Genomic DNA, 25,194 nt, shown 5'->3' with positions numbered 1-25,194 from the left:
ACCGCTTTTGCATCCTCACCGGTGGCGTCTTCCGCCTATCCTCCGCCAACTATGGTTTCATAAGATAATCTATTATAGTAAATACTTTACATTATCGTCCCACCTGCCGCTGCTGTTCGGCGTTGTAGCGGTCGCCCACGACGGGAAGGGCGGCGACGGCTGTTTCGAGTTCTCGCCACTCCTCCGCTGCGAGGTCGAAATCGAGCGTGCGCAAGTTTTCTTCCAGATGCGAGAGTTTCGTGGTTCCCGGAATCGGCACGATCCACGGGGCTTTCTGCAACAGCCAACCGAGAGCCACCTGCGCAGAAGTCATGCCGCGCGTGCGACCGAACTGTTGTAGCACATTCACGATGCGCGTATTGGCTCGTATCGCTTCCGGCCGGAAACGCGGCAGGGTCTGACGGTTGTCGTTCGTCGGGTCGAAGACCGTGTACTCGTTGATACAACCGCCCAGAAATCCCCGGTTGATCGGGCTGTACGGCACGAAGCCGATACCCAGCTCGCGGCAGGTGTTCAGCACGCCGTTCGTCTCCACGTCGCGGTGCATCAGGTGGTATTCGCTCTGAATGGCTGTCAGCGAGCATACGGTATGGGCCCGGCGGATGGTGTCGGCGCTGACCTCGCACATGCCCCAGTGCTGCACCTTGCCCTCTTTCATCAGGTCGGCAATGGTCTGCGCCACCTCCTCGGCAGGTACGTTCGGGTCGGCGCGGTGCTGGTAGAACATAGGCAGCGTGTCGAGCCGCAGGCGGCGGAGCGAATCCTCACAATACTTGCGAATCGTTGCAGGACGGCTGTCCTGACGCCCCGTGCCTTTGCCGTCAATGACTTCGTGTCCGAATTTGGTCGTCACGTTGATTCTGTCTTTGAACTCCGCCAACGCTTCGCCTGCCAGATTCTCGTTGGTCAGCGGCCCGTAGATGATGGCCGTATCGAAAAGCGTTACGCCACGTTCCACAGCTTCATGTAGCAGGCGGATACACTGCTTCTTGTCCGGGTGCTGGCTACGGTTGTAGGTCATGCCCATCACGCCGAAGCCAATAGCGGACACTTCGAAAGCCGCCCGGCCCGTGCCGAGCGTACGGTGCGGCATACCGCCTTTTTCCGTGGACAATGCGTTTTCTCCGTTGAATGCGACATTGGCGGCTTTTACCTTATCTATTGCGGGCTGAATAGTCAGTGCCGCTCCTACTGCGGCCGCAGTCTTCAAAAAACTGCGCCGGCTCATTCCCTTTTTCTCTTCCATATCTATTTCTTTTCGATCGTTTTGATGATTCTTGCCGGATTGCCCGCTACGACGGTCATGGCCGGCACGTCTCTCGTCACCACGCTGCCGGCGCCGACGATGGCTCCGTAGCCGATCCTAACGCCCGGCAATATCGTAGAGTTGATACCGATCCACACCTTGTCCTCAATGACGATCGGGCGGCCGTAGGTGGCACTGCGGTTGTCGGGATTGACATCGTGATTGATGGTTATGAGATTAACCTTCGGGCCGATAAAAACATCATTGCCGATGGAGATGCCACCGCGACCGAAGAAAGTACAGCATTGTTGGATGAAGCATCCCTTGCCGACGGTCACGGGCTTGCCGTAGTCGATGTAGAGAGGCGGCAATACGGTGGTGCTCTTATCGAGCGGTTTGCCGAGAATGCGCCCCATATACTCGTGTACCTCTTCAGGCGTGCGATAGCCCGTGTTCATCTCCGTCGCCGTTTTCATCGTGGCGAAGATGTCTGCAATCAGCTTTTCGTAACCTGCGTCATTAGGCGAGACCATTTCGCCGTTCAAGTCCTTTGCAAAAATATCATTCATAACTTCTTTTGTTTTTAATATTCTGATGCAAAGGTAAAAAGGAAACCTCGCAACCATTTTGCTGCGAGGCTCAAACAACTTTGTCGTGAAGTTCATTCCGATTTTCTTCCAGCTCAAATCATACTGGGAGCATAACCGTATGTTTCCTTATAAACTTTCGAGAAATGGGAAAGATTCTTGAACCCGACATCGAAACAGGCTTCCGTTACCCGCTTCTTACCGGACTTTATCAACTCGTGTGCGGCCTCCAACCGGCGTTTAATGATCCATTTCTGCGGCGTCAAGTCGCTAACTTTGGCAAAATCGCGTTTGAACGTCGCCAGACTGCGACCGGTATAACTTGCGATCTCTTCCATCGACAGGTCATACATGTAGTTATCGTTCAGATAGTCGATGATGTCTATTTTCCACGGATCAACGAAATCGAACAGTGAAGCGTAGAGATTCTTGTCCGTGTTTAGTAAGACATAAGCCCCCTCGATCATCTTGAGTTTCAACACGTCATCGGAGGGTTTCACGCCCGCATCGAAATAGGGGACAACCGACTCAAACAAGCTGCGGATGTCCGGACGGTTATTCGGCAATACACGCAAGCTCACTTTTTCACGCTTCGATTCCATAGGAATCTCTTTTCTGTCGAGTGTCTGGTAGAACTCCCGCAGAAACGGTTTCGTGAATTTCAACACGACGGAGCGGTAAGGATGCTCCTCGTCGGCGTGTTTCTGTAACCACATGCGGTTGTCTCGCCGCATGAACGCGCACTCGCCCGGATGCAATATCGTTTTCTTGCCGCGTTCCTCGATTTCAAGTTCGCCTGAACACAGGTAGATCAGCGTGTGTTCCCGATTCTCGTGGGCGCAGCCTCTGTCATCTGTGAAAAAACTTGCTATAAGGACATTCGAGCAGTCAAATACATTCAGTTGTTCCATATCAATCTCTATTTTTTGCAAAAATAACGAGTTGCGTCTATTATTATCTGTTGTAAAGCTTATCTGTTGTAAAGCTCATTTTTTATCTATTGAGTTTAGTGACGTTAAAAGACTTGTATAGTATTAACATATCATTATCTTTGTTTTTTACATAGAAATAGATGTCCCGTAGAAGATTCCTTTATCACCCAGAATCTGTACGACATAAAGCGACAGGAATACGTAACCAACGTTGTGATCTACGTTCGGAATCCGCTTCGACAAAGAGCCGATAGGATCGGACAAGACCTGTCCAAATTTATCAACTCAATTTATTCTTTTATACTCGCCGGGGGAAAGTCCGGTCATTTTCTTGAAGAGAAAGCCGAAATATTGCACCGAAGGGAATCCGAGTTCTCGTACGATCTGGCAAAGCGGTTCCTGTGACAGGCGCAATTTCCGTTTCGCGATCTCGATACGCCTGAGTTGCATGTGGCAATGATGCGTGTGCCCGAGTTCCTGTTCGAGAAGGTCTTCGAAATAAGCTTCCGACAACCGGAGCCGTTCCGCGCAACGTGCGGCGGTAAGAGGGCCCCGTATCGCCCATTTTCCGTCGGTGAGGTAGCGGTCGGCAAAGGCTTCGTACTCCCAGACAAGGGCTTCGTTCGCCGTATTCCGGGTGATGAACTGCCGCTCGTAAAAGCGGGTCGTATAATCCAGCAGCCGGATGATATGCCGGGTCAGAATCGCGCGCGTGTAGCGATCCGCACCGTGACGGAGTTCCCGGCGCAGATCGTCGAAACAGGAGGTGAGGATGCGACGTTCTTCGCAGGATACGTGGAGCGCTTCTGCGGGAGCATACGAAAAAAACGTATACTCTTCGGCCCGTTTCTCCTGTACGCAGCCCTCGAACAGATCGGGGTGGAATGCAACCGCCCACAGGCAGAAGGCCGGAAGTCCTGCATATGCAGCGTCCGGATGGCGGCAGATCAATGTCCCGCAGTTGTAATCGTAGTACTGCCGGCCGTATTTCGTCCCGGATTCGGAAACATCCGCCGCCATGACCAGCGCATAGTATCCGCATCGGACGAGGGACGGGAGCGCCGGACGGAGATCGGCAGCTTCGCCGATATAGAGACCGGGAAATTGCAAGTCGCTCATCGCCTTTTCCGCATAAAGACTATTTCCGCGAGCGGAACTCGTTGGGGGTGCAACCCGTAACCCGTTTGAACATCCGACTCAAGTGCTGCGGGTATTGGAAGCCCAGGCCGTAGGCAATCTCGCTCGTCGTCTTATCGGTCGACAGCAAAGATTCTTTGGCCCGTTCGATCAGCTTGTTTTGAATGTATTCCGAAGCGGTCTGTCCGGTCTGCTTGCGGATCATATCGCCGAAATAGTTTGCCGAAAGAAACACCTTGTCGGCAAAGTATTTGACGGTCGGCAGTCCCTCCTGCAACGGGGCCTCGCTGTCGAAATAGTCGTCCAACAACCGTTCGAAACGGACGATGATGTCTTTGTTCACCTCTTCGCGCGTGGTGAACTGCCGTTCGTAAAAACGCATACAGTAGTCGAGCAACAGCCCGATGTTGGCCGTAATCAGCCGGCGGCTGTGCTTGTCGATGCCGTGCTTCAGTTCCGCTTCGATCTTATACAGGCAATCCATCACGGTTTGCCGCTCCTCTTCCGAGAGGTGCAACGCCTCGCGGGTTTCGTAAGAAAAAAAGGAATAATTCCGGATCTCCTGACCGAGCGCCGTTCCGCGGATCAGGTCGGGGTGGAACAGGATACCGTGGGCATTCGGCCGGGTATTTTGCGACATCTCGGTCTCCACGACCTGTCCGGGCGCGAAACTAACGATCGTCCCGTCCTGATAATCGTAACTCTGACGGCCGTACATGATGTCGCCGCAACGGGTATCCTTCAGGAAAAGGGCATACACCCAATAATTGATCCTGAAATGCTCGGGCCACCGCGTCGCTTTCGACAAATCGACCACGCTTACCAGCGGATGCCGCGTCTCGAGTCCGAAAAATTTGTTGTACTTGTCTACTTCGTCGAGTTTTATAATCTCTTCCATAGGTCTGAACGGTTTTCTTTCGAGCAAAAATAACTTATTTAATTCAAACGGCGCACGGCCTCACTGCAGAATCGGGGATTCGGGTATGAATATCGGTAAATCGTATACAATCCCGCCGTTTTATCGCGGTAATTTTGCAATCGGAAGTTTAATAAAAACTGAAAATTATGGATGGCAGAGTTTTTTTGAAAACGGCATTGGGCCTGCTGACGTTTCTGGCTTTCACGAACGTCGCGGCATCGGGAAAGACAACGTTAAAAAACATAAAATCGACCGACATGGACACATTGGAATTAACGCAGGAGTGGGACAAGACCTTCCCGCAGAGCGACCGAGTGGAACACTCGAAAATCACTTTCCACAACCGTTACGGCATCACGCTCGCCGCAGACGTGTATAAACCGAAGAATGCGCGGGGACGCCTGGCCGCCGTCGCGGTCAGCGGCCCTTACGGGGCGGTGAAAGAGCAGGTTTCGGGCCGTTATGCGCAGACCCTCGCCGAGCGCGGCTTTCTGACCGTCGCATTCGACCCCTCGTTTTACGGAGAGAGCGGCGGCGCGCCCCGCTACCTCACTTCGCCCGAAATCAGCACGGAAGATTTCAGCGCGGCGGTCGATTACCTGACCGCCCGCGAAGATGTCGATCCCGGGCGCATCGGCATTCTCGGCATCTGCGGTTGGGGCGGGTTCGCGCTCAATGCCGCAGCCAACGACCCGCGCATCAAGGCTACGGTCACTTCCACCATGTACGACATGAGCCGCGTGAATGCCAACGGATATTTCGACGCCATGAGCGCCGACGATCGCTACAAGTTGCGCGAACAACTGAACGCCCAACGCAGCAAGGACTACGGCAACGGCAGTTATGAACGTAACGGCGGCGTAGTCGACCCGGTTCCCGAAGACGCTCCGCTCTTTGTCCGTCAATACCACGACTATTACAAGACCGAACGGGGCTACCACCGCCGGTCGCCGAATTCAAACGAGGGAATCATCAAAACCAGTTCCCTGGCATTCGTCAATATGCCGATCCTCTCCTACATCGGCGAAATACGCAGCTCCGTACTGATGATACACGGGGCCGAGGCCCATTCGCGTTATTTCAGCGAAGACGCCTACAAACGGCTGACGGGAGACAACAAGGAACTGCTGATTATCCCCGGAGCCAACCACGTCGATCTTTACGACAACCTCGATGTCATACCTTTCGACAAAATAGACGTTTTTTTTAAGGAAGCCTTGAAAGGAAAATAGGATTCCGATTGCCGAAATCCCGCTTACCGAACGGCGACGGCTAAGGCCCATTCCGACCATCTCGACAATTTGCTCGGAGCGGGAATGATTCGTCCGTCGGCCTGGGAAACGGAAACGTTCGACCGGGAATACGCGCAAATCGATCTGATAGGTCACCTCGCCGAAAGTCAGATCGACGAATAAAACAGGTTTATAAAAACTGATTATGGTCAAAACAATCATAGGCTTTCTGTCTCTGTTCGTCCTGCCGTCATGCGGCAAATGTCTGAATCTGGATAAGCAACCCGGCATGTGCGCCAAACTGCCGATGGCGGCCGACGGCATCGTGCGGCTGTCGAAAGTAGAGGTCTATCCGGAATATCTCGACGAGTATATGAAGTATGCGACCGAAGTGGGCGAAATCTCCCTGCGTACCGAGCCGGGGGTGCTGACCATGTATGCGGTCAGCGAAAAGGAGAATCCCCGCAGGATAACCATTCTCGAAACCTATGCGAGCCGCGAGGCTTACGAATCACACGTTGCATCGGAGCATTTTCAGAAGTACAAACAGGGAACGCTGCATATGGTCAAGACGCTCGTGCTCTCCGACCAGACGCCGCTCAACCCAGCAAACCGCATCAATAACTTCATCCAATAAACGAAACGATTATGAATAAATTCCTTTTATTTTCAGTATTCAGCATATTAACAATCAACGTTATGGCCCAGGAAAAAATCGTACAAACGGCCGGGCGCGACCAGCTCGGAGCGTTCGCCCCCAAATTCGCGGAACTCAACGACGACGTCCTCTTCGGCGAAGTGTGGAGCCGCACCGATAAACTCGGTCTGCGCGACCGCAGTGTAGTGACCATCGCTTCCCTGATCAGTCAAGGCATTACGGACAATTCGCTCGTTTTCCATCTTCAGTCGGCCAGAAAGAACGGAATCACCCGCACGGAGATCGCCGAAATTATCACCCACATCGGTTTCTATGCCGGTTGGCCGAAAGCGTGGGCGGCATTCAACCTGGCAAAGGGCGTGTGGGCCGAGGATACAGCCGGAGAGGACGCCAAGGCCGCTTTCCAGCGCGAAATGATTTTCCCGATCGGCGAACCGAATACGGCATACGCCCAGTATTTCACCGGCAACAGCTACCTCGCCCCGATTTCGCGCGAGCAGGTATCGATCTCCAATGTCACGTTCGAACCCCGCTGCCGGAACAACTGGCATATCCACCGTGCGACGAACGGCGGCGGACAGATGCTGATCGGCGTGGCCGGGCGCGGCTGGTATCAGGAAGAGGGAAAGCCGGCCGTGGAGATTCTTCCCGGCACGGTCATCCACATTCCGGCGAATGTCAAGCACTGGCACGGGGCGGCGGCCGATAGCTGGTTCGCCCATCTTGCATTCGAGGTTCCCGGCGAGAACGCTTCCAACGAGTGGCTCAAACCCGTTACGGACGAAGAATACGGTCAACTCGACCAGCGATAAAAGGTTCGCCGGCGAAGGTCGAACGGCTCTACGGCATCGAATGTCCGAAATGAATACGGGCATACCGAAAACAGACTCCCGTAATCGATCGTATTACGGGAGTTCTTTTGTTACGACGGGACGTTTTTGCAATCGGAAGCACAATCCGTAATTCGGGTATATAAACCGGGGAATTATCTACAAAAAGTACGACCGGGACAATCTACTTTTGTATCAAATAAATAATATAAATAAAGAGAGATGAAAAAATTACTATTGCTTCCGTTCCTGCTGCTCGCCGTTCTGTCGATGGTAGCCTGCGGGGGTTCCGACAACGAACCGTTTACGCCCGGACAGCCCGAAACTCCCGAACAGCCCGGCGGAGGAGACGATACGGACGATTCCGATACGCTCGCTCCCGAAGGCAGCGGCCGATACCTGGTACTTTACAGTTCGCGCACGAGTAATACCGAACGTATGGCGCGACAGATCCGGACGGCACTCGACTGCGACATGATAGAGGTGGAACCTCAAATGCCTTATGAGAACGACTATAACGCCATGCTGGAGCGAGCGCAAGAGGAACTGGCCGCTATCGAGCAAGGCCGTTATCCGGCCGTCGGCACTTCGGTAGACAGCTTCGACGGTTACGATATCGTGTTCGTCGGCTATCCGATCTGGTACGGCAGCATGGCGACGCCAATGCAGGCTTTCCTGCACGAACACGCCTCGAAACTCGCCGGCAAGCGGATCGCCCTGTTCGCCACGAGCGGCGGCAGCGGCATATCCGCTTCGATCGGCGAAGCGCGGTCGCTCTGTCCCGAAGCGACCTTCGTCGATCGAACGTTGCTGCTGACCTCCTCGACACTTTCCCAGATGGAGGGCCGCGTTGCGGAATGGCTCGACGAAATCGGCGCCGGCCGTGAAGAACCGGTCACACCCGGCATCTCATCGCCGAACGTAAACATCTCGGTCGGCGACCGCACGATTACCGCCACGATGGAAGACAATGCCGCCGCACGGGATTTCCTTTCGCGCCTGCCGTTGGAAGTGACGCTGAAGGACTACAACCAGACGACCGAAAAGATTTTCTATCCTTCCCCGGCACTGACGACCGCCGGCACCGCGCGCGGCTGCGTCCCCATACCCGGCGACATCACGATCTACGCGCCGTGGGGTAACGTGGCGATTTTTTGCAAGAACGGATCGCGGAGCAACGACCTGATTAAAATCGGACATATCGACGGCGACGGCATCGAGGCGTTGCGTGTCGCCGGCGATGTGCGGGTAAAATTCGAACGGCAATAAGATAACGAACAAAACATGACTATCGAAACTTTCAAAGAATACGCGAAGACGCGCCAGGCGCTCGACTCGGAGGAGATTCGCCGTTTTATGGACGAAATGAGCAACGAGGCGAGGCGCGTCACCTTCCGGCTGAACGCATCCTTCCATACGGCGGACGAAGTGCGCGGGTTGCTTTCCGACCTGTTCGGCTACCGGGTTCCGCCGTCGCTCCGCGTCTTCCCGCCGTTCTATACGGACTTCGGTAAGAACATCGCCGTAGGAGACGAAGTGTTCATCAACGCTTGCTGCCACTTTCAGGATCACGGCGGGGTAACCCTCGGCGACGGCTGCCAAATCGGGCACAACGTCGTATTCGCCACGCTCGATCACGGACTCGCTCCGGAAGACCGTAAAACGACTTATCCCGCCCCGATCGTTTTGGGAAAAAACGTCTGGGTAGGGTCGAACGCCACGATTCTTTCGGGCGTAACCGTCGGCGACAATGCCGTCGTGGCAGCGGGGGCCGTAGTAACGAAAGACGTGGCGGCGAATACGGTCGTCGGCGGTATTCCGGCACGGCTCATCAAATCGATCAAAAACGAATAACACGATAAACGATGAAACTTATTTCGAATACGGAATTCGGAGGCGAGCGCCCCCTGTTCGAATCGCACGATCTCCGGCTGGAGAACGTAACCGTCCGCGCCGGAGAGTCGGCCATTAAAGAGTGCAGCAACATCGAAGCCGTCAATTGCCGGTTCGAAGGGAATTATCCTTTCTGGCACGTCCACGGCTTCGCCATCGACCGATGCTTCTTCGATGTCGGCGCCCGTTCCGCCCTGTGGTATTCCGACCACCTGAAAATGACCGATACGCGGATCGACGCTCCCAAGATGTTCCGCGAGATGCATGACATCGAGATCGAAAATGTGGAGATGACCGACGCCGACGAGGTGTTCTGGCGGTGCAACCGGCTGAACATAAAGAATCTGAAGCTGCACGGAGGAACTTATCCGTTTATGTTCTGCAACGGACTCCGCATCGACGGACTGGAAAGCGACAGCAAATACGTGTTCCAGTATGTGAAGAACATGGAACTGCGCAATGCCAAAATCACGACGAAGGACGCTTTGTGGGAAACGGAAAACGTGACGGTTTACGATTCCGAGCTGAACGGCGAATACCTGGGCTGGCACTCGCGCAACCTGCGTCTGGTGAATTGCAGAATTTCCGGTACGCAGCCCCTGTGCTATGCGGAAAACCTCGTGTTGGAGAACTGCGTGATGGCCGACGACTGCGACCTGGCTTTCGAGTACAGCAGCGTACACGCCACGATCGACAGCCCCGTCCGCAGCGTGAAGAATCCCCGCAGCGGCCGCATAATCGCCGAGAGTTACGGCGAGATTATCCTCGACAAGCATATCAAGGCTCCTGCCGACTGCGCGCTGAAACTCCGGGACGAACGGACTTGTTTCTCCGCCTGATAATTTCCGGACAGGCCGATGGGAACGGGAAACGACAATACCGATTACCTTTTATCGCTCATCCGCGAAGGAAAAAAGATGACGCTGGGGCAGCAGTTGCGATTGACCGCCTACCTCAGTGCGCCGGCCGTTATGGCCCAGTTGTCTTCCATTGCGATGCAGTATATCGACGCTTCGATGGTAGGGAGCCTGGGGGCGAACGCATCGGCCTCCATCGGGTTGGTATCGACCACGACGTGGCTGTTCTGGGGACTGTGCGCGACCGCAGCAACGGGGTTCTCCGTACAGGTGGCGCACCGGATCGGGGCCGGCGACTTCGCAGGGGCCAGAAAGGTGCTCCGGGAATCCGTTGCGGCTACATTTATATTCGGTTCTTTGCTGGCGGCCGTCGGCGTCTCCATCGGCGGAGCGCTTCCAGGCTGGCTGGGCGGCGACGAGGCCATACGGCACGATTCGTCCGTTTACTTTCGGATATTTTCGCTTTTTTTGCCGGCCCTGCAACTGAATTTCCTTGCGGGCGGGATGTTGCGGTGCAGCGGAAACATGCGCGTGCCGAGCCTGTTGAACGTACTGATGTGCCTGCTCGACGTCGTGTTCAATTTCTTTCTGATCTTCCCGACACGGCAAATGGAGATTCTGGACTTCAGTTTCGTCGTACCCGGTGCGGGCCTGGGCGTGGAAGGCGCGGCATTGGGAACGGTGCTCGCCGAACTGGCGACTGGCGGAGGGATGATGTGGTATCTCTGCCTCCGGTCGCCCCTGCTGAAACTGTCCGGGGAACGGGGGCTTCTCGTGCCCCGAAAGGATACGTTGCGCAAAGCCGTGCGCATCGCCCTGCCGATGGGATTCGAACACGCGGCCATTTGCGGCGCGCAGATCATGACGACGGTTATCGTCGCCCCGCTCGGCATCGTCGCGATAGCCGCCAACTCGTTCGCCATCATAGCCGAAAGCCTTTGCTACATGCCCGGCTACGGCATCGCGGAAGCGGCTACGACACTGGTCGGACAAAGTCTCGGAGCGAACCGGATCCGGTTGCTCAGGCGTTTCGCCAACATCACCGTCTGGTCGGGGATGTCGGTCATGGGAATCATGGGCGCGCTGATGTATATGGCGGCTCCGCAAATCATCGGCGTGATGACGCCCGTCGAGGAAATCCGCGTACTGGGAGTCGAAATACTGCGAATCGAAGCTTTTGCCGAGCCGATGTTCGCAGCTTCCATCGTGGCCTACGGCGTTTTCGTCGGAGCGGGTAGCACGTCGGTTCCCAGCCTGATGAATTTCGCGAGTATCTGGGGCGTCCGATTGACGTTGGCCGCATGGCTCGCTCCCGCGATGGGATTGCGCGGCGTGTGGCTCGCCATGTGCATCGAACTTTGTTTCCGGGGCGCGATATTCTTAGTCAGACTCTGGGGCGGTAACTGGATTTATAAATTACGGATAAAAAAATAAATTATGAAATACGATTTCGACACAATTATCCCGCGTCGCGGGACGAACTCCTACAAATGGGATACCCCCGAAGAAGAGGGCGTACTGCCCATGTGGGTGGCGGATATGGACTTTCGTACCGCTCCCGCCGTTATCGAAGCCTTGCAACGGCGCGTGGCGCACGGGATTTTCGGCTATACCAAAGTGCCGCAGGCTTATTACGATGCCGTCGTGCGGTGGTTCGGGAACCGTCACCGCTGGCAGGTGGATCCCCGGTGGATCGTCTATACGAGCGGCGTCGTTCCGGCGTTGTCGGCGATCATCAAAGCCCTGACGGTTCCGGGCGACAGGGTGATCGTCCAGACCCCGGCCTACAACTGTTTCTACTCGTCGATCCGCAACGACGGATGCGAAATGTCGGCCAATCGCCTCGTTTACCGGGACAACCGCTATACGGTCGATTTCGACGATCTCGAAGCGAAAGCCGCCGATCCGAAAGCGAAGCTGCTGCTGCTATGCAACCCGCATAACCCGGTCGGACGGGTCTGGACGCCGGAAGAGCTGCGGCGTATCGGCGACATCTGCCTGCGGCACGGGGTATTCGTGGTTGCGGACGAAATCCATTGCGAACTGACCTACGAAGGGCATGACTATACGCCTTTCGCCTCCTTGTCCGAACGCTTCCTAATGAACTCCGCGACCTGCGTCTCCCCAAGCAAGGCGTTCAATTTGGCCGGGCTGCAAATCGCCGACATCGTCGCTGCCGACGAACAGGTTCGCCGCCGCATCGACCGCGCCGTCAACATCAACGAAGTGTGCGACGTCAACCCGTTCGGCGTAGCAGCCACGATAGCGGCCTACGACGAAAGCGGGGCGTGGCTCGACGCCCTGCGAAAGTATTTATGGGGAAACTACGAATACCTCCGCCGCTTTTTCGAAGAACGACTGCCGCAATACCCCGTGCTGCCGCTCGAAGGAACTTACCTGGTCTGGATCGATTGCCGGGCGACCGGTATCGGCTCGGACGATACGGCCCTGCGTTTGCAGAAAGAACAGAAACTGATGGTCAATTCGGGCACGCTGTACGGCCCCGGCGGAGAAGGATTCATCCGGCTGAATATCGCCTGTCCCCGGACGCTGCTTGCCGACGGACTGGAACGGACGGTACGTGTCCTGGAGCGCCGCCGGGATTGAATCGGCCGGAGATAATCTGAAATCGGGCATCGAAACATAATCACCATTAGATCAAATATATACGACCCACCCATCCTATCTGCGTCCGGGAGAGGCCGTCGCCCAATGCACGCCCAGAATTTTCGCATAGCACCTCTTCGATCGTATCGTCGAACCAGGGCGGATGCGTCGCTTCTACTTTCTGTTTTCCAGGATGCCGTCCGCGTGCCGCTGCGCCCATTCCACCAGTCCGTTCAGACACGGCATCAGACTCCGGCCTCGGTCGGTCAAACGATATTCCACCCGCGGAGGCACCTCGGCATAAGCTTTCCGTTCCACGATTCCGTCCGCCTCCAGCGTGCGCAGCGTGACCGTCAGCATCCGTTGCGACACGTCGCCGATCGACCGCTGCAAATCGCCGAAACGCATGACTCCGTTCGTTTGCAGCGAAACGAGCACGAGCAACGACCACTTGTCGCCCAGCCGGCTCAGCACGTCCCGGATCGGACATATTCCGTCGCGATGAAAATTTTGCATGATTTTTTCTGATAACGACTCCCTGAAGATCAGCAACGGTTACATGCGTGTAACTTACTTATCTGCAAGTGCCTTCTTGTTTTTACTTTTCGTTTCCGCTACATTTGTTCACAAATATAACGAACTTACGAAAGATAACTTTTGTTTCACTAAAAAAATCAAACGTCATGGCAAAGAAAGTAGCTGTCGTGGCCGTCAATCCGGTAAACGGGTTCGGCCTGTTCGAGTACCTGGAAACATTTTATGAAAACGGGATTCCCTGCAAAGTATTCGCCGTAGCGAATTCGAAAGAGATCAAAAGCAATTCGGGCATCGCGCTGGTCGCCGACGACGTGATCGCCCACCTCAAAGGACGCGAAGACGAATTCGACGCCCTGGTATTCGCCTGCGGCGACGCCGTGCCGGTCTTCCAGCAAAACGCGGAGAAACCGTACAACGTCGACCTGATGGCCGTACTGAAAGCATTCGGCGAAAAAGGGAAAATCATGATCGGGCACTGCGCCGCCGCGATGATGTTCGAGTTCGCCGGGATAACCGCCGGCCGGAAACTGGCGCTGCATCCGCTGGCGAAAACCGCCATTCAAAAAGGCAAAGCCACCGACGAAGATTCGGTGACCGACGGCAATTTCTACACGGCCAAAGACGAACACACCATCCGGACGATGCTGCCGAAAGTCGTGGAGGAACTGAAAAAGTAACTACCGGCAACCGGTCGTTCCTCACACGACCATATCCTGAATACGAAACGGGAAGGCGCTCGTCTCACGCCTCCCCGTTTTGTATTCCCGGTTTCGAACGTTACAGGTTTTTCACCGTCTCGACCAACCGGATAAACTCCCGCCGGTATCCCTGCGGATCGTCGTCGAGTCCCCGGCGGGCCAGCGCGATCACATCGTCGTACGTGGCTTTTCCTCGGAAATCCGAATTGCGCAGCAACTGTCCGAACATCGCCACGGCCGAAGCGAAACGGAAATCGGACGACACCCGGTCTCCGCCCGAATCGACCAGGGCGACCTCCATTTTTTTGCTGACGTCTCCGTCCGGCTCCTTGTAACGGAGTTTGACGGTCAGCATCTCGGAATCGGGCCCCGCATAGGACGGAACCGGAGCGGCCGACTGGTATTTCAGCGGATCGACACTACCCGGAACGTTCCCCGCCGCACCCGCCGGAACCACTTCGTAAAGGGCCGTCACGCAGTGCCCGGCGCCGATTTCACCGGCGTCTTTCGTGTCGTCGTTGAAATCTTCCTTGTTCAGCGACCGGCTTTCGTATCCGATCAGACGATAAGTCTGAACCCGAGCCGGGTTGAACTCGATCTGCAATTTCACGTCTTTGGCAACCGTGTGCATCGTCGAACCGAATTCGTTCACCAACACGCGGTTCGCTTCCTGCAGGTCGTCGATATAGGCATGGTTGCCGTTACCCTTTTCGGCCAGCGTTTGCAGCTTTCCGTCCTTGTAATTCCCCATCCCGTAACCGAGAACCGTCAAAAAAACGCCGCTCTGACGCTCCTTCGCGATCAACCGTTCCAGTTCCGCCTCGCTCGAAACGCCGACGTTGAAATCCCCGTCCGTACAAAGGATCACCCGGTTGTTACCGCCGTCGATAAAACTGCGCCGAGCCAGGTCGTAAGCCTTCTGAATCCCCGCGCCGCCGGCCGTCGAACCGCCGGCCTCGAGTTGTTCGAGCGCGTCCCTGATTTTCTGTTTTTCGCTGCCCGGCACGGACTCCAGAACCGTTTTCGCACTGCCGCAGTAAGTAACGATGCCGACGCGGTCTTTGTCGCGCAGGTTGTTGATCAGCAACTTCATCGAAGAAACGACGAGCCCGAGTCGGTCGGGGCCGTACATCGATCCCGAAACATCGATCAGGAACACGAAGTTGGACGCGGGCAAAGCCTCGGAAGCGATCTCCCGCGCCTTGATACCGATCCGCACCAACCGGTGCGCCTCGTTCCACGGGCAAATCCCGGTTTCGGTCGAAATAGCCACCGGATCGTTCCCCTCGGGCTTTTTATAACCGTAGGTGAAATAATTGACCATTTCCTCAATCCGCACCGCGTCCTGCGGAGGCGTCTCACCCTTGCCGATCATGCGCCGGAGATTGCCGTAAGAAGCTCCGTCCACGTCGATCGAAAAGGTGGACAGCGGTTCGGACTGCGCCGGACGGAACCGATTTTCGGCAAAGGCGGCGTACGCTTCGCCGTTTCCAGCAACCGGCGCGGGCAGGGGTAGGCCGCAATCCGCGGCGAAAACCGCCCGCGGCATACGCTCCGCCCGCAGGCTCTGTTTCTCCGTCCCGTAACCGACGACTACGCACTCCTCTTCCAGTTGCAAGTTATCGCTCTCGAGAACCACGTGCAGCCGAACCGAATCGGCGGCTACCGAACGGGTCTTATACCCGATATACGAAAAAGTAAGCATACTCCCGCGTTCGACGCCTTTCACCAAAAAATTTCCATTTACGTCGGTAAGCACGCCGTCGGCCGCTCCCGCCCTGACGATTACCCCGAGCAGCGGGGTCCGGTCGGCATCGGTCACCCGTCCGCTCACGTCGATTCGTTCGGCCCGCAGCAGCGGCGCCGCAGCCAGCAGCATAAAAGCCGCAACCAGCGTTTTTCTTAAAATTCCTTTTTTCATAATCCATGTTTTAAGGTTCGTTTGCCTGATAGATGCCTTCCGCACGGAAATTCCATAAATTACCCGGAAATTTTTTGACGAACCGTAAAAATAGCTACCTTTAAAACAAAAACAGGCTTGTTTTTCGCACAGACCCATACCCGGGAACCGGACGACGACGAATTGCTGCGACGGCTTCGCCAAACCGGACAGGATAGCTGCTTCGGCACGCTGTACAGCCGGTATATACCGTTGCTGTACGGCGTATGCCTGAAATACCTGCAAAGGCAGGATCTCGCGGAAGATGCGGTAATGGCGTTGTTCGAAGAGCTGCAACCCAAAATCGCACGGTACGAAATCCGCGAATTCCGGACATGGATTTACAGTGCGGCGAAAAATCACTGCCTGCAGCAGTTGCGTAAAACGAAACGGGAAATTCCGCACGAACCGGACGCGCGATTTATGGAATCGGCGGGAATTACGCATCTATTGGACGAACCGGAAGCGGTATCGCGGAACGAACCGCTGAAAGCCTGCCTCGAGGAACTGCCCGAACCGCAGCGGATCAGCATCCGGCATTTCTTTTTCGAAGAGATGTCCTACGCCGATATCGCCGAAGCGACCGGATGGCACTTGAAAAGCGTCAAAAGCTACATCCAGAACGGGAAACGCAACTTGAAAATCTGCATCGAAAAACGGACGGAACGATGAAACTGATCGATTACATAACCGGAAACCGCAAGGGTAGGGAAGCCCGCCGCATCGAACGCGAAGCGATGGACGATCCGTTCCTGCACGATGCGCTGGAAGGATACGATGCGGTACCGGGCGATCCGACCGATGCGATCCGGCGAATGCAGCGCCGGGTGACGGGCGCCGCTGGAAAACTGCGGCGCAGGATTTACTGGAGCGCGGCGGCGGCGCTGTTGCTGTGCGCCGGCGCGGGAGGATACCTGCTGACGCTACGGAATATTCCGATGCAGGAACCGGCGATTGCACTGCGGCAGGATACGCCCGAACGCTCCGTTCCGGCCGATTCCGTCGTACTCGCCGCCGCGACGCCCGAAAAATCCCGCCCGGAGGCAAAAACCGCCGCCGAAACGCCGTCGGTCTATCCGGAAGAGACGCCCGCAGCCGAAGACCGGGCGCCCCTTGCGAAACAAGAGGCAGAATACGCCGAAAACGAAAAATCCCGGCCGGGCGAAACCGTCGCCGGCACTCCGCCGCCGGCTCCTTCCGAAGAAAGCCTTTCGCAGGACGAGGCCGCCCTGCCGGTCGCTGCCGACATCGCCGCCGAACGCAGCGACCGCCCGGAGAAAATGCAATCCTCCGTTCAGGTCTCCCCGGCATCCGATTCCGAAAGAATCTTCCGGAAAATCGGGAGACCCGCATCGGTACGGGGCCGGATCACCGATAGAAACGGCACGCCGCTTATCGGAGCCACCGTCGCTTCCGGACCCGGCAAAGGCACCGTAACCGACAGCGACGGAAATTTCTCGCTATCCAAAATTCCGGGAACCGACACACTGGAAATCAACTACCTGGGATATCGCACCGAAAAAATACCGGCCGACACCTCCCGCCCGATACGGCTCGCATTGCAGGAGGACGACGAGCAATTGACAGAATGCATCGTCGTAGGCTACGGTACGCAGAAACCCGAAGCACGACAGGAAGACGTCCGCAAATCCATCCCCGTCGGCGGACACAAAGCCTATCTCCGGTATCTGGACGAGCACAAAGTCTATCCGGACGACGGGAACCTACCGCACGGCAAAGTAACTCTCCGTTTCAGGATCGACTCCGCAGGACGCCCCGTCGACATCGAAGTGATCCGCAGCCTGGGTGCCGCAGCCGACCGGGAAGCCGTCCGCCTCGTGCGGGAAGGCCCCGACTGGACGCCCGGCAAAGGCTTCGTTCGCCTCGACATCCGGTTCTGACCTCGGACCGAACCGTTTTCCGCGCCGGATGCAACCGCCAAGAGCGACTGTTCCTTTCTCTTTCCGCTTTCACGGGGGCCTCCCGGAATCCCGTTTTCCGGCAGACAGGTCGGAAACTCTTCCGTCCGGGCGGCGTACCCCGCGCTCATTGCCGCCCGCAACGGATTCGTCACCGGAAACCGTCCCGGCTGACGGTCTGCATCGAACGTAAAAATTTCCGCTTCTCAACGAGCACGTCCGGACATGGTACACGAAACGATACAGTACGTCCCGTTACGCAAAAAAGCCGACCCGTACATACATACGGCCCGGCCTTCGCCCGTTTTCGGCAAAGAACGAATCAAGCTTCCTGCAGGCTTTCGACGATCTCCCGCTGTTCGTTGAAAAATTGCCTCCGCTGGATCTCGCTGCTCTGCGAGATCAGCGTCGAATGACGTTTGAGCGACTGTATCCAGTTTTTCTGAATGTTGCACATGCGCGGATTCTGCGAATCCATCGAGTTGATCGAATAAACGCGGAACAGGCAGGCCTGGAAATCGCCCTTCTCGACATACGTGTAAGTCGCCTCGAAATTGATATCCGACAGGTAGATCGCCAGCGAATGTCCCTTGCTGAACTCTCCGGTCGTCGTCACGGCTTCCAGTTCCGACAGCAGCAGTCCCAATTCTTTCTTCATATTTCTCACGTCCTCGGCGGAGAGCAGGTCGAGTCCGGCAAAATAACGGATCTCCTTGACGATCGACCGGAATATGTTGTAATCCCAGATAAAACTGGTGTGGGACAACTGCCGGATGCTTGCGCTGAGTTTCCAGTGCATCTGGGGCACTTTGTCCGGCACTTGTAGGTCGGACAGGCTGGCGGGAGGCTTCATTTTACCGTGATGGTAGATCCAGCGGCCCAGACGGAATTTCGAAAGGCATTCGTACGGAGAATAGAACGTAAACGGAATCAGGTTCGAAGCCGTCGCCACGCTCGCCGTCGGATCGTCGCGCAGCAGGTCGAACAATTTCGCGTAACGCACCAGGATTTCGTAATAACTCTCGATCGGATCCCCTGTATGCAGCAGGTTCAGGTCGAACATCGTATCGTTGAGCATCCGGCGTCCGACAATTTTGTCGAGCGAAATGCCCAGATGCTGCGAGATCAGAGAAACCTCTTCGAACGTAAAGGCGACCTCGCCCCGCAGCCTACGGTAAATGGCCTCCTTACCCATACATAGGATCTCCATCAGGGAATTGGCCAGGTTGCTGCCTTTGGGAATCCGTTCCCGCATGACTCCGATCAATTCATTAACCATCTCGTTTTTCATTGTTTTTTGTTTTTGTCGTTCATTAAGTCATTTCATTCTACGCCCGGAAGCGCCGCCCGAACTCGCGGGACGGATCAGCGGCTCCGCGGACCGGAGAAACCGGTATTTTCGGAATCAGGCGCGCGCATCTCCCGCTGTTCCTGCTTGCGCCATCCGCACGCCCGGCTCCCTTTCGCTGCACGATACCCGGCACCGGCAGACTGCCCGTCCGGCGATCGACCGCGCCGTTTTTTTTCCCTCCTTTTCTCATCCATACAAAGATGCGTCTTCCGCTTCGAATAAAAGTTTCCGTATCCGCAGGATTCGAAACGAACGATTTCTAATATTGCACCGCACAAAAAACAGCCGGGCCGCATAATGCAACCCGGCTGCTTTTCAACTACCGTATTTTCGTTTTTCGCAACAAGACGTTCCGCAGAGTTGCGGAAACCCTTACACTACAATTCCGCGATAATCTCGCGCTGTTTTTTAAAGAATTGAATCCGCTGCATTTCCGCGCTCTGGGAAATCAGCGTGGAAAACTTCCGCAGCGAACGGATCCACTCCTTCAAGTTGCCGAACACTTCCGTATCGCGCGATGTAATGGAATTGATCGCGTATATCCGGATCATGCTGACATGGCGGTACTTCGACGCGGCATAACTGTACGTCGCCTCGAAATTGATGTTCGAAATGTAAATATGAACGTCTTTCCCCGATGCGAATTTCCCTTTCATGGCGATCTCCTCCAACTCATCGAGGGATTGGAGCAGTTCGGTTTTCAGTTGAAACACGTTATCTTCGGTCAGCAGGTGGATTTTCGTAAAATATTTGATATCGTTGACCAAGTACTGGAAAATCATGCTGTCCCATATATGGCAGGTCGATTCGAACTGCTGCGCCTCGTCGACGAGTTCCTTTTGCCGCTGCAACAACTTTTCCGGCAGCACCAGATCGTCGTAACAATGGTTCGTGCAGTCGATCTTGTCATGCTGGTACATCCATTTGAACAGCCGGAAACGAGACAACATATCGTACTTCATATAAAGCGTCTGCGGAATGATGTTGGACGAAGTCGCCAGCTCGGACTCGGGCTCTCGTTTCAATTCCCGGAAAATCTTCGCATAACCGTCGATCATCGCGTAATACGTCTCGACCGGATCGGCATAATGCACGATATTGAGCCCGAACAGCGCATTCCCGCCGAAGTTGGCGCCGATCAGCTGATCCAACGATACGCCCAACTTTTGCGAGATCACCGCGGCTTCGGTAAACGTAAAGGGCACTTCGCCCCGCAGCCTCCGGTAAACGGCCTCTTTACCTATATACAGTATATCCATCAACAGGTTCGCCAGGTTGGCTCCCTCCGGAATCTTTTCTTTCATCGACTCGATCAGGCCGGAATTCAGCTTGTCGGTCATCATCATTTCCGTCGTATCCATGTTTTTTACTTTTTAATCCCAAAAAGAAACCGCGAAGGCGATCGCTGCGCCGGTCGGCAAAACAGGGCGGTTCCATCCGGAGCGCGTTGCGAAAATCGCACCGTTCCCGACTCCCGGGTTGTTTTATTAGAAAATATTTGAATTTAAATACTTTATAAACGACACCAATATGCCGTTCTCTGAAAATACATTTGCAGTACCGAAAGGTACGAATAATAATGCTCAAATCAAATCGTAAAATGCGAATAAAACGCAGGTACAGAGGACGGCCGATCCGTTCGGGAATACCGGTTCGGAGATTCCGCCCGTAAAAAAACAACATACGCCACATGAAAAGATATTTCTTCCAAAAACTTCGCAAAGTGCAGTACAAAAATTATTTATGTTTATGAAACGGCGGGCCGTACCCGGCTCGAAAATCAGGCGGACAATCCGTAAGCGGTCCACGTTTACTGTTTTCCCCGACGCCTCGGAACCGATTTGGTTCCGAGGCGTTTTTTCGATTAACGTTTCCCCTCCTGCCTACCACGGCCACGACGACGATCGATACAGGACAACGGATTTTCAGGGAAAGTGCGGTACCGCCGGAGCGGACGCCATCCGAAAATCACCGCCCGATTGGTCTTGAACAGTCTCGAACCGGACAGATGAATGCCGGATTTACTTTGCAGACCAACGTCTACTGAAACGTCCTTCGGGATTTTCGGTTACATACCCAGTTCAATCGAACACGGTCTCCGCTGCATATCGGATTGCAACGGAGACTTTTTTACGAATTATTTTTTACTTTTGCAGTAACGACAGATTTCCTCGGTTTTATTTTCAGTCAATTATTTACGGACAAAAACCCGCCTTATGAAAAAAACAATTCTCCTAATCGCAGTTGTGCTGGCCGCCGGAGTCGTTTCCGGGCAGAAAACCTTTACGTTCGGCCCGAAAGTCGGAATCAACATCGCCGACCTGTACGCTAGTTCCGCCGAGAATACCCGCGACCTGAACGGAACGAAACCCTCGCTGATCGTCGGCGCTTTCGCCGAATACCGCGCGCTGAAATGGCTCGCCGTCTCGGCGGACGTGCTCTATTCCCGGCAGGGTTCCACCGACAAGGCGACGTGGACGGAACGGGGCCCGGGAGGAGGATTCGTAACCGAGTCCGAAGAGTTTAGCTACCGGCTCAATTACCTGAACATTCCGATCCTGGCCAACTTTTACGTAACCAAAGGACTGGCCCTGAAAGCCGGCATCCAACCGGGATTCCTCATCGGTTCCAAACTGCGGGTGCGCAGCAACGACGGACCGTGGGAAACCGCCGACCTCAAAGACGAAAACCTGTTCCGGACGACCGACATCGCCATTCCCGTCGGCCTCTCCTATACCCTCGACTACGGACTGGTAATCGACGCCCGCTACAACTTCTCGCTGAACGACATCGCGACCGATACGTTCAAAGAGGAAATAGCGCAAGAAGGCGGCGACCTGAAAAAAATCAAAAACCGGGTATTTTCGCTGACTCTCGGCTGGAAATTCTAAACCTATCGGGGAAATACTTCCAGAACCGTTTTCTGATACGGGCGGGTGACTTTTGTAAAGTCGCCCGCTTTCTTTATTATTTTCCGGCACGACACGAACGAACGTCGAATTGTTTTGTAAATCAATCGAATATTTTATAAATTTGATACAATCCAATACCATATGCGCTATGGATAGATTTTTGCTGATTTTATGTACGGCAGTTTATCTTGCCTGCCCGCACACCCGTGCCCAAACAGCCCGCGAAAACCGGAACGCTATGCAAGATTCCGGGATACAGTCCTTTTTCGACGCGCAAGCCGCCAAACATCCCGAGAAGCTCTACCTTCATCTGAACCAGCCCTACTACGGGGTCGGAGACACGATCTGGTTCCGGGCCTATCTGACGGATGCCGTGACACACAGACCCGATACGCTCTCCAATTTCATTTACGTCGATCTGTACGACCGGGCCAAACGTTTGGTGACTTCGAGAAAGATCAAACGCGATTCGATGGGGTTCGCAAACTGCCTCCCGTTGGCCGATACTCTTTTTTCCGGGGAATACACCCTGCGGGCTTATACGGGTTGGATGCTCAATTTCGACGCCTCCGGTTTCTTCCAGAAAAACATCGTGATCGGACAGAATATCTCGAAAGTCCGCCATTCGGTCACTTATACGGACAAGCGTATGGTCGTCCGTTTTCTCGACCGTTACGAACGCCCCCTTTCGAAAAAGGAAGCGTCGTTCGATCTGTACGATAAGAACGGGAAACACCTGGGTTCCGGTACGCAGCGTCTTTCGTCCACGGGCGCCGTACTGGTTCCCCTGCCCGGGGATTCCGCTTCCCGCGGGGCCTATGCCGATATCCGGATTTCGATACGCGAGGATTCCGTTTTCCGCCGTACGGTCTTTATCGAACCGCCCCGCGCATCGTTCGACATCCAGTTCCTTCCCGAAGGGGGCGAACTGGTAGGATCCGACATGCCCCAGATCGTTGCGTTCAGGGCGGTCCGTCCGGACGGCAGTCCTGCGGAGGTACAGGGGTATCTGTTGAACGGCGGCAACGATACCGTAGCCCGCTTCCGCAGCGAGCACGACGGAATGGGCCGTTTCCTGCTCACGCCCCGCGAGAGCGAGAGCTATCGCGCGGTCGCGTTCCTCGATACGCTTTCCGTCTCCGTTTCCCTTCCGGCTGTGCGTGACAACGCCTGCGCTTTGCAGGTCGTTCAGGGAAACCGGGACATTCGTTACCGGATTCTGGGAAAAGTTCCCGCGTCTGGCCTTTTGGTCGGACATACGCGGGGCGTGTGCTGTCTGCTGCACCCGGTAGACGCGCGGCAAAATACAGGAACGATAAGAACCGATTCATTACCGGAAGGTATCCTTCACCTGCTGCTGACAGACTCGACCGGTTGTCCCCGCACCGAACGGTTGGTCTATATCCGCAAACCCGGCAGTACTCCCCGTTTCACCGTCCGCGCCGACAAACCCGCTTACGGAGTCCGCGAGAAGGTGCGGGCGGATATTTCGCTGAAAAGGGGAGCGCAACCCCTCTCCGGACGGTTTTCGGTCAGCATAACGGATGCGGACGCCGTGAAACCGGATTCCCTGTCCGATCATATATACACTTATCTGTTGCTGACCTCCGATCTGAAGGGATACGTCCACAATCCGGGGTACTATTTTCTGGACGACTCGCCGGCCCGGCAGCACAGCCTTGATTTGGTTATGCTAACGCACGGCTGGCGGCGTTTCCGTACGGACAGTCTGTTCCGCACCGCTCCGTTCAGGCCGAAATTCTTTTTCGAGCACGGACAGTTTTTCTCGGGTCGCGTGAACAATATGTTCGGCAAAGGCGTTGGGGAAGCGACCCTAACGGCGTTCGCCTCCCGGGGCGACGGTCTGGGCGACCGGGCGTTCACTGCCACGACGGACAGTGCGGGACACTTTCTGTTCGAAGGGTTGGATTTTCAGGATACGACGGTATTTCTGATCCCGTTTTACAACAAAAAAGGGAAGATTCCCTACGAGATCCATTTCGAAGACACTTATTACCGTCCGGGGCTTACGCCCCTGGCTCCTTATCAGAGCGAGACAATCAGGGAAAAGCGGCTCGAAGAGGTTCGTCGGGCGTCTCCGCCTCCAACGGGTTTGGACAGTCTTACAACGTACCAGATCGACGAGGTGGTGGTTCATGGCCGTGATCCGAACGCTCCGGCCCTGCGAATCGAAAAGAGACTGCACAAGGATACGGCGCAGTTCGCAAAACTGAGTACGATGTCGCTGGAGAAATATGTACAACACTTTCCGGGAATGAAACAGATGCCTTTGGGATGGTGTATAGATATGGGGGGCAGAATGAGTGTCCCGCTTCAATTCCGCCTGAATGGCGAGGTGATTATGGGTACCGAGTTTTTGAACTTATATACGGTCAGGGACATCGAATACATCCGTACGGTACTCATGCCTATGCCTGGACCTCCGCTGCGGGAGTTTCTTCCGTATCTGCCGATCGGTACCAGCCCGGATTATCCCTGCCGTTTCGAGATTTATCTGAAAGAGGACGCCCAGGGAAAACGCCGGTTCGGCCTGTACAGAACGGTGGGTTATATACCTGGAGCCGAGTTTTACCATCCTGTTTACGACACTCCGGAGCGACTGGCGAATAAAACCCCGGATCGCAGGACGACACTCTATTGGGAACCCTATTTACAACTTGGGAACGACGGCAAGGGTTCGATCGAGTTTTACACCAACGACAAAAACAAGTCTCGTTTGGAAATCGTGATCGAGGGTATCGCGGCGGACGGATCGGTATGCAGAACGCTACAAAGATTGGAGTGATTTTGGCGCATTTGTTTGATTCGGGATACGCCTACGATAGTTTTTCAACGCTTTCCGGCGTGAAATTTATCCCTGAACCGGGAATCAAACGCCGGCAGCCGACAAATAAATTTTAACCGATTGTTATTTTTTTC

The 25,194-nt window shown here is 55.1% G+C and carries 21 protein-coding genes and 1 pseudogene; 13 read left to right on the top strand and 9 right to left on the bottom strand.

The annotated features are described in order from the left end of the window. Positions 1–91: 91 nt before the first annotated feature. From PGR91_RS06185 to PGR91_RS06165, 5 genes are all read right to left on the bottom strand, one after another. Complete coding sequence (locus tag PGR91_RS06185; protein WP_118656555.1) at positions 92–1,246, bottom strand: aldo/keto reductase; 1,155 nt, start codon at positions 1,244–1,246, stop codon at positions 92–94. 2 nt (positions 1,247–1,248) lie between these two features. After that, positions 1,249–1,815: a DapH/DapD/GlmU-related protein gene (locus tag PGR91_RS06180; RefSeq protein WP_118458668.1), complete on the bottom strand. Its 567-nt coding sequence runs from the start codon at positions 1,813–1,815 to the stop codon at positions 1,249–1,251. A gap of 113 nt (positions 1,816–1,928) precedes the next feature. Next, the gene (locus PGR91_RS06175; protein WP_118458636.1) at positions 1,929–2,744 is read right to left on the bottom strand and encodes a helix-turn-helix domain-containing protein; all 816 of its coding nucleotides are present in this window, start codon (positions 2,742–2,744) and stop codon (positions 1,929–1,931) included. 306 nt (positions 2,745–3,050) lie between these two features. Then, entirely contained in the window at positions 3,051–3,884 is an 834-nt protein-coding gene (locus PGR91_RS06170) for a helix-turn-helix domain-containing protein (RefSeq protein ID WP_118656553.1), read from the bottom strand. 19 nt (positions 3,885–3,903) lie between these two features. Further along, positions 3,904–4,800: a helix-turn-helix domain-containing protein gene (locus PGR91_RS06165; RefSeq protein ID WP_055204077.1), complete on the bottom strand. Its 897-nt coding sequence runs from the start codon at positions 4,798–4,800 to the stop codon at positions 3,904–3,906. Between the two features lie 167 nt (positions 4,801–4,967). Between PGR91_RS06165 and PGR91_RS06160 the strand changes: the two genes are divergently transcribed. The 8 genes and pseudogenes from PGR91_RS06160 (at position 4,968) to PGR91_RS06125 (ending at position 12,898) form a co-directional block, all read left to right on the top strand. Continuing rightward, positions 4,968–6,053, top strand: coding sequence for an alpha/beta hydrolase (locus tag PGR91_RS06160; protein ID WP_101570709.1), 1,086 nt, complete (start codon positions 4,968–4,970; stop codon positions 6,051–6,053). A gap of 256 nt (positions 6,054–6,309) precedes the next feature. After that, a pseudogene (locus tag PGR91_RS06155) lies at positions 6,310–6,690 on the top strand (putative quinol monooxygenase); the annotation flags it as partial. Between the two features lie 11 nt (positions 6,691–6,701). Next, positions 6,702–7,523 carry a carboxymuconolactone decarboxylase family protein gene (locus PGR91_RS06150; protein ID WP_118656551.1) on the top strand — a complete coding sequence of 274 codons (822 nt, stop codon included), beginning with the start codon at positions 6,702–6,704 and terminating at the stop codon, positions 7,521–7,523. Positions 7,524–7,763: 240 nt separating this feature from the next. Beyond that, positions 7,764–8,810 (top strand): cyclophilin-like fold protein, encoded by a 1,047-nt coding sequence (locus PGR91_RS06145; protein WP_118656549.1) that lies wholly within the window; start codon positions 7,764–7,766, stop codon positions 8,808–8,810. Between the two features lie 15 nt (positions 8,811–8,825). Next, the gene (locus PGR91_RS06140; protein WP_118656547.1) at positions 8,826–9,395 is read left to right on the top strand and encodes a DapH/DapD/GlmU-related protein; all 570 of its coding nucleotides are present in this window, start codon (positions 8,826–8,828) and stop codon (positions 9,393–9,395) included. Positions 9,396–9,406: 11 nt separating this feature from the next. Then, positions 9,407–10,273, top strand: a complete 867-nt coding sequence (locus tag PGR91_RS06135) for a DUF3737 family protein (protein ID WP_101570716.1) — start codon at positions 9,407–9,409, stop codon at positions 10,271–10,273. Between the two features lie 18 nt (positions 10,274–10,291). Further along, entirely contained in the window at positions 10,292–11,725 is a 1,434-nt protein-coding gene (locus PGR91_RS06130) for an MATE family efflux transporter (protein WP_118656545.1), read from the top strand. Between the two features lie 3 nt (positions 11,726–11,728). Next, positions 11,729–12,898, top strand: a complete 1,170-nt coding sequence (locus PGR91_RS06125; protein WP_101570718.1) for a MalY/PatB family protein — start codon at positions 11,729–11,731, stop codon at positions 12,896–12,898. A gap of 174 nt (positions 12,899–13,072) precedes the next feature. Here the strand turns inward: PGR91_RS06125 and PGR91_RS06120 are convergent, their stop codons facing one another. Then, positions 13,073–13,414 (bottom strand): winged helix-turn-helix transcriptional regulator, encoded by a 342-nt coding sequence (locus tag PGR91_RS06120; RefSeq protein ID WP_101570721.1) that lies wholly within the window; start codon positions 13,412–13,414, stop codon positions 13,073–13,075. Positions 13,415–13,581: 167 nt separating this feature from the next. Here PGR91_RS06120 and PGR91_RS06115 point away from each other — a divergent pair, with 167 nt between their 5' ends. Next, on the top strand, positions 13,582–14,112 hold the full coding sequence (locus PGR91_RS06115) for a DJ-1/PfpI family protein (protein ID WP_055204054.1): 531 nt from the start codon (positions 13,582–13,584) through the stop codon (positions 14,110–14,112). A gap of 100 nt (positions 14,113–14,212) precedes the next feature. Here PGR91_RS06115 and PGR91_RS06110 read toward each other — a convergent pair whose 3' ends face one another. Further along, positions 14,213–16,054, bottom strand: a complete 1,842-nt coding sequence (locus PGR91_RS06110; RefSeq protein ID WP_118656543.1) for a vWA domain-containing protein — start codon at positions 16,052–16,054, stop codon at positions 14,213–14,215. Between the two features lie 117 nt (positions 16,055–16,171). On the opposite strand from PGR91_RS06110, the gene PGR91_RS06105 reads away from it, so the two are divergent. Both PGR91_RS06105 and PGR91_RS06100 read left to right on the top strand, forming a co-directional pair. Continuing rightward, the gene (locus PGR91_RS06105; protein ID WP_101570722.1) at positions 16,172–16,744 is read left to right on the top strand and encodes an RNA polymerase sigma factor; all 573 of its coding nucleotides are present in this window, start codon (positions 16,172–16,174) and stop codon (positions 16,742–16,744) included. Beyond that, positions 16,741–17,973, top strand: coding sequence for an energy transducer TonB (locus PGR91_RS06100; RefSeq protein ID WP_182424154.1), 1,233 nt, complete (start codon positions 16,741–16,743; stop codon positions 17,971–17,973). Before PGR91_RS06105 ends, PGR91_RS06100 begins: the two co-directional genes overlap by 4 nt. A gap of 340 nt (positions 17,974–18,313) precedes the next feature. Here PGR91_RS06100 and PGR91_RS06095 read toward each other — a convergent pair whose 3' ends face one another. Both PGR91_RS06095 and PGR91_RS06090 read right to left on the bottom strand, forming a co-directional pair. Then, a complete protein-coding gene (locus tag PGR91_RS06095) occupies positions 18,314–19,282 on the bottom strand; it encodes a hypothetical protein (RefSeq protein ID WP_101570726.1) in 969 nt (322 codons plus the stop codon). Positions 19,283–19,719: 437 nt separating this feature from the next. After that, positions 19,720–20,685: a hypothetical protein gene (locus PGR91_RS06090; protein WP_055204541.1), complete on the bottom strand. Its 966-nt coding sequence runs from the start codon at positions 20,683–20,685 to the stop codon at positions 19,720–19,722. Positions 20,686–21,558: 873 nt separating this feature from the next. On the opposite strand from PGR91_RS06090, the gene PGR91_RS06085 reads away from it, so the two are divergent. Both PGR91_RS06085 and PGR91_RS06080 read left to right on the top strand, forming a co-directional pair. Then, the gene (locus tag PGR91_RS06085; RefSeq protein ID WP_101570731.1) at positions 21,559–22,233 is read left to right on the top strand and encodes a porin family protein; all 675 of its coding nucleotides are present in this window, start codon (positions 21,559–21,561) and stop codon (positions 22,231–22,233) included. Positions 22,234–22,492: 259 nt separating this feature from the next. Further along, a complete protein-coding gene (locus PGR91_RS06080) occupies positions 22,493–25,060 on the top strand; it encodes a hypothetical protein (protein WP_118656541.1) in 2,568 nt (855 codons plus the stop codon). The last annotated feature ends 134 nt before the right edge of the window (positions 25,061–25,194 follow it).

The organism is Candidatus Alistipes pullistercoris (genome assembly GCF_027665465.1).
Classification (GTDB): domain Bacteria; phylum Bacteroidota; class Bacteroidia; order Bacteroidales; family Rikenellaceae; genus Alistipes_A; species Alistipes_A hominis.
The sequence above is the reverse complement of the archived record's forward strand: the minus strand, read 5'-3'. Positions and strand labels throughout refer to the sequence as shown.

What these genes read in the sequence shown, in the direction of transcription:
- PGR91_RS06185 (WP_118656555.1), bottom strand. Translation starts at nt 1,246, where the DNA reads ATGGAAGAGAAAAAGGGAATGAGCCGGCGCAGTTTTTTGAAGACTGCG.
- PGR91_RS06180 (WP_118458668.1), bottom strand. Translation starts at nt 1,815, where the DNA reads ATGAATGATATTTTTGCAAAGGACTTGAACGGCGAAATGGTCTCGCCT.
- PGR91_RS06175 (WP_118458636.1), bottom strand. Translation starts at nt 2,744, where the DNA reads ATGGAACAACTGAATGTATTTGACTGCTCGAATGTCCTTATAGCAAGT.
- PGR91_RS06170 (WP_118656553.1), bottom strand. Translation starts at nt 3,884, where the DNA reads ATGAGCGACTTGCAATTTCCCGGTCTCTATATCGGCGAAGCTGCCGAT.
- PGR91_RS06165 (WP_055204077.1), bottom strand. Translation starts at nt 4,800, where the DNA reads ATGGAAGAGATTATAAAACTCGACGAAGTAGACAAGTACAACAAATTT.
- PGR91_RS06160 (WP_101570709.1), top strand. Translation starts at nt 4,968, where the DNA reads ATGGATGGCAGAGTTTTTTTGAAAACGGCATTGGGCCTGCTGACGTTT.
- PGR91_RS06150 (WP_118656551.1), top strand. Translation starts at nt 6,702, where the DNA reads ATGAATAAATTCCTTTTATTTTCAGTATTCAGCATATTAACAATCAAC.
- PGR91_RS06145 (WP_118656549.1), top strand. Translation starts at nt 7,764, where the DNA reads ATGAAAAAATTACTATTGCTTCCGTTCCTGCTGCTCGCCGTTCTGTCG.
- PGR91_RS06140 (WP_118656547.1), top strand. Translation starts at nt 8,826, where the DNA reads ATGACTATCGAAACTTTCAAAGAATACGCGAAGACGCGCCAGGCGCTC.
- PGR91_RS06135 (WP_101570716.1), top strand. Translation starts at nt 9,407, where the DNA reads ATGAAACTTATTTCGAATACGGAATTCGGAGGCGAGCGCCCCCTGTTC.
- PGR91_RS06130 (WP_118656545.1), top strand. Translation starts at nt 10,292, where the DNA reads ATGGGAACGGGAAACGACAATACCGATTACCTTTTATCGCTCATCCGC.
- PGR91_RS06125 (WP_101570718.1), top strand. Translation starts at nt 11,729, where the DNA reads ATGAAATACGATTTCGACACAATTATCCCGCGTCGCGGGACGAACTCC.
- PGR91_RS06120 (WP_101570721.1), bottom strand. Translation starts at nt 13,414, where the DNA reads ATGCAAAATTTTCATCGCGACGGAATATGTCCGATCCGGGACGTGCTG.
- PGR91_RS06115 (WP_055204054.1), top strand. Translation starts at nt 13,582, where the DNA reads ATGGCAAAGAAAGTAGCTGTCGTGGCCGTCAATCCGGTAAACGGGTTC.
- PGR91_RS06110 (WP_118656543.1), bottom strand. Translation starts at nt 16,054, where the DNA reads ATGAAAAAAGGAATTTTAAGAAAAACGCTGGTTGCGGCTTTTATGCTG.
- PGR91_RS06100 (WP_182424154.1), top strand. Translation starts at nt 16,741, where the DNA reads ATGAAACTGATCGATTACATAACCGGAAACCGCAAGGGTAGGGAAGCC.
- PGR91_RS06095 (WP_101570726.1), bottom strand. Translation starts at nt 19,282, where the DNA reads ATGAAAAACGAGATGGTTAATGAATTGATCGGAGTCATGCGGGAACGG.
- PGR91_RS06090 (WP_055204541.1), bottom strand. Translation starts at nt 20,685, where the DNA reads ATGATGACCGACAAGCTGAATTCCGGCCTGATCGAGTCGATGAAAGAA.
- PGR91_RS06085 (WP_101570731.1), top strand. Translation starts at nt 21,559, where the DNA reads ATGAAAAAAACAATTCTCCTAATCGCAGTTGTGCTGGCCGCCGGAGTC.
- PGR91_RS06080 (WP_118656541.1), top strand. Translation starts at nt 22,493, where the DNA reads ATGCAAGATTCCGGGATACAGTCCTTTTTCGACGCGCAAGCCGCCAAA.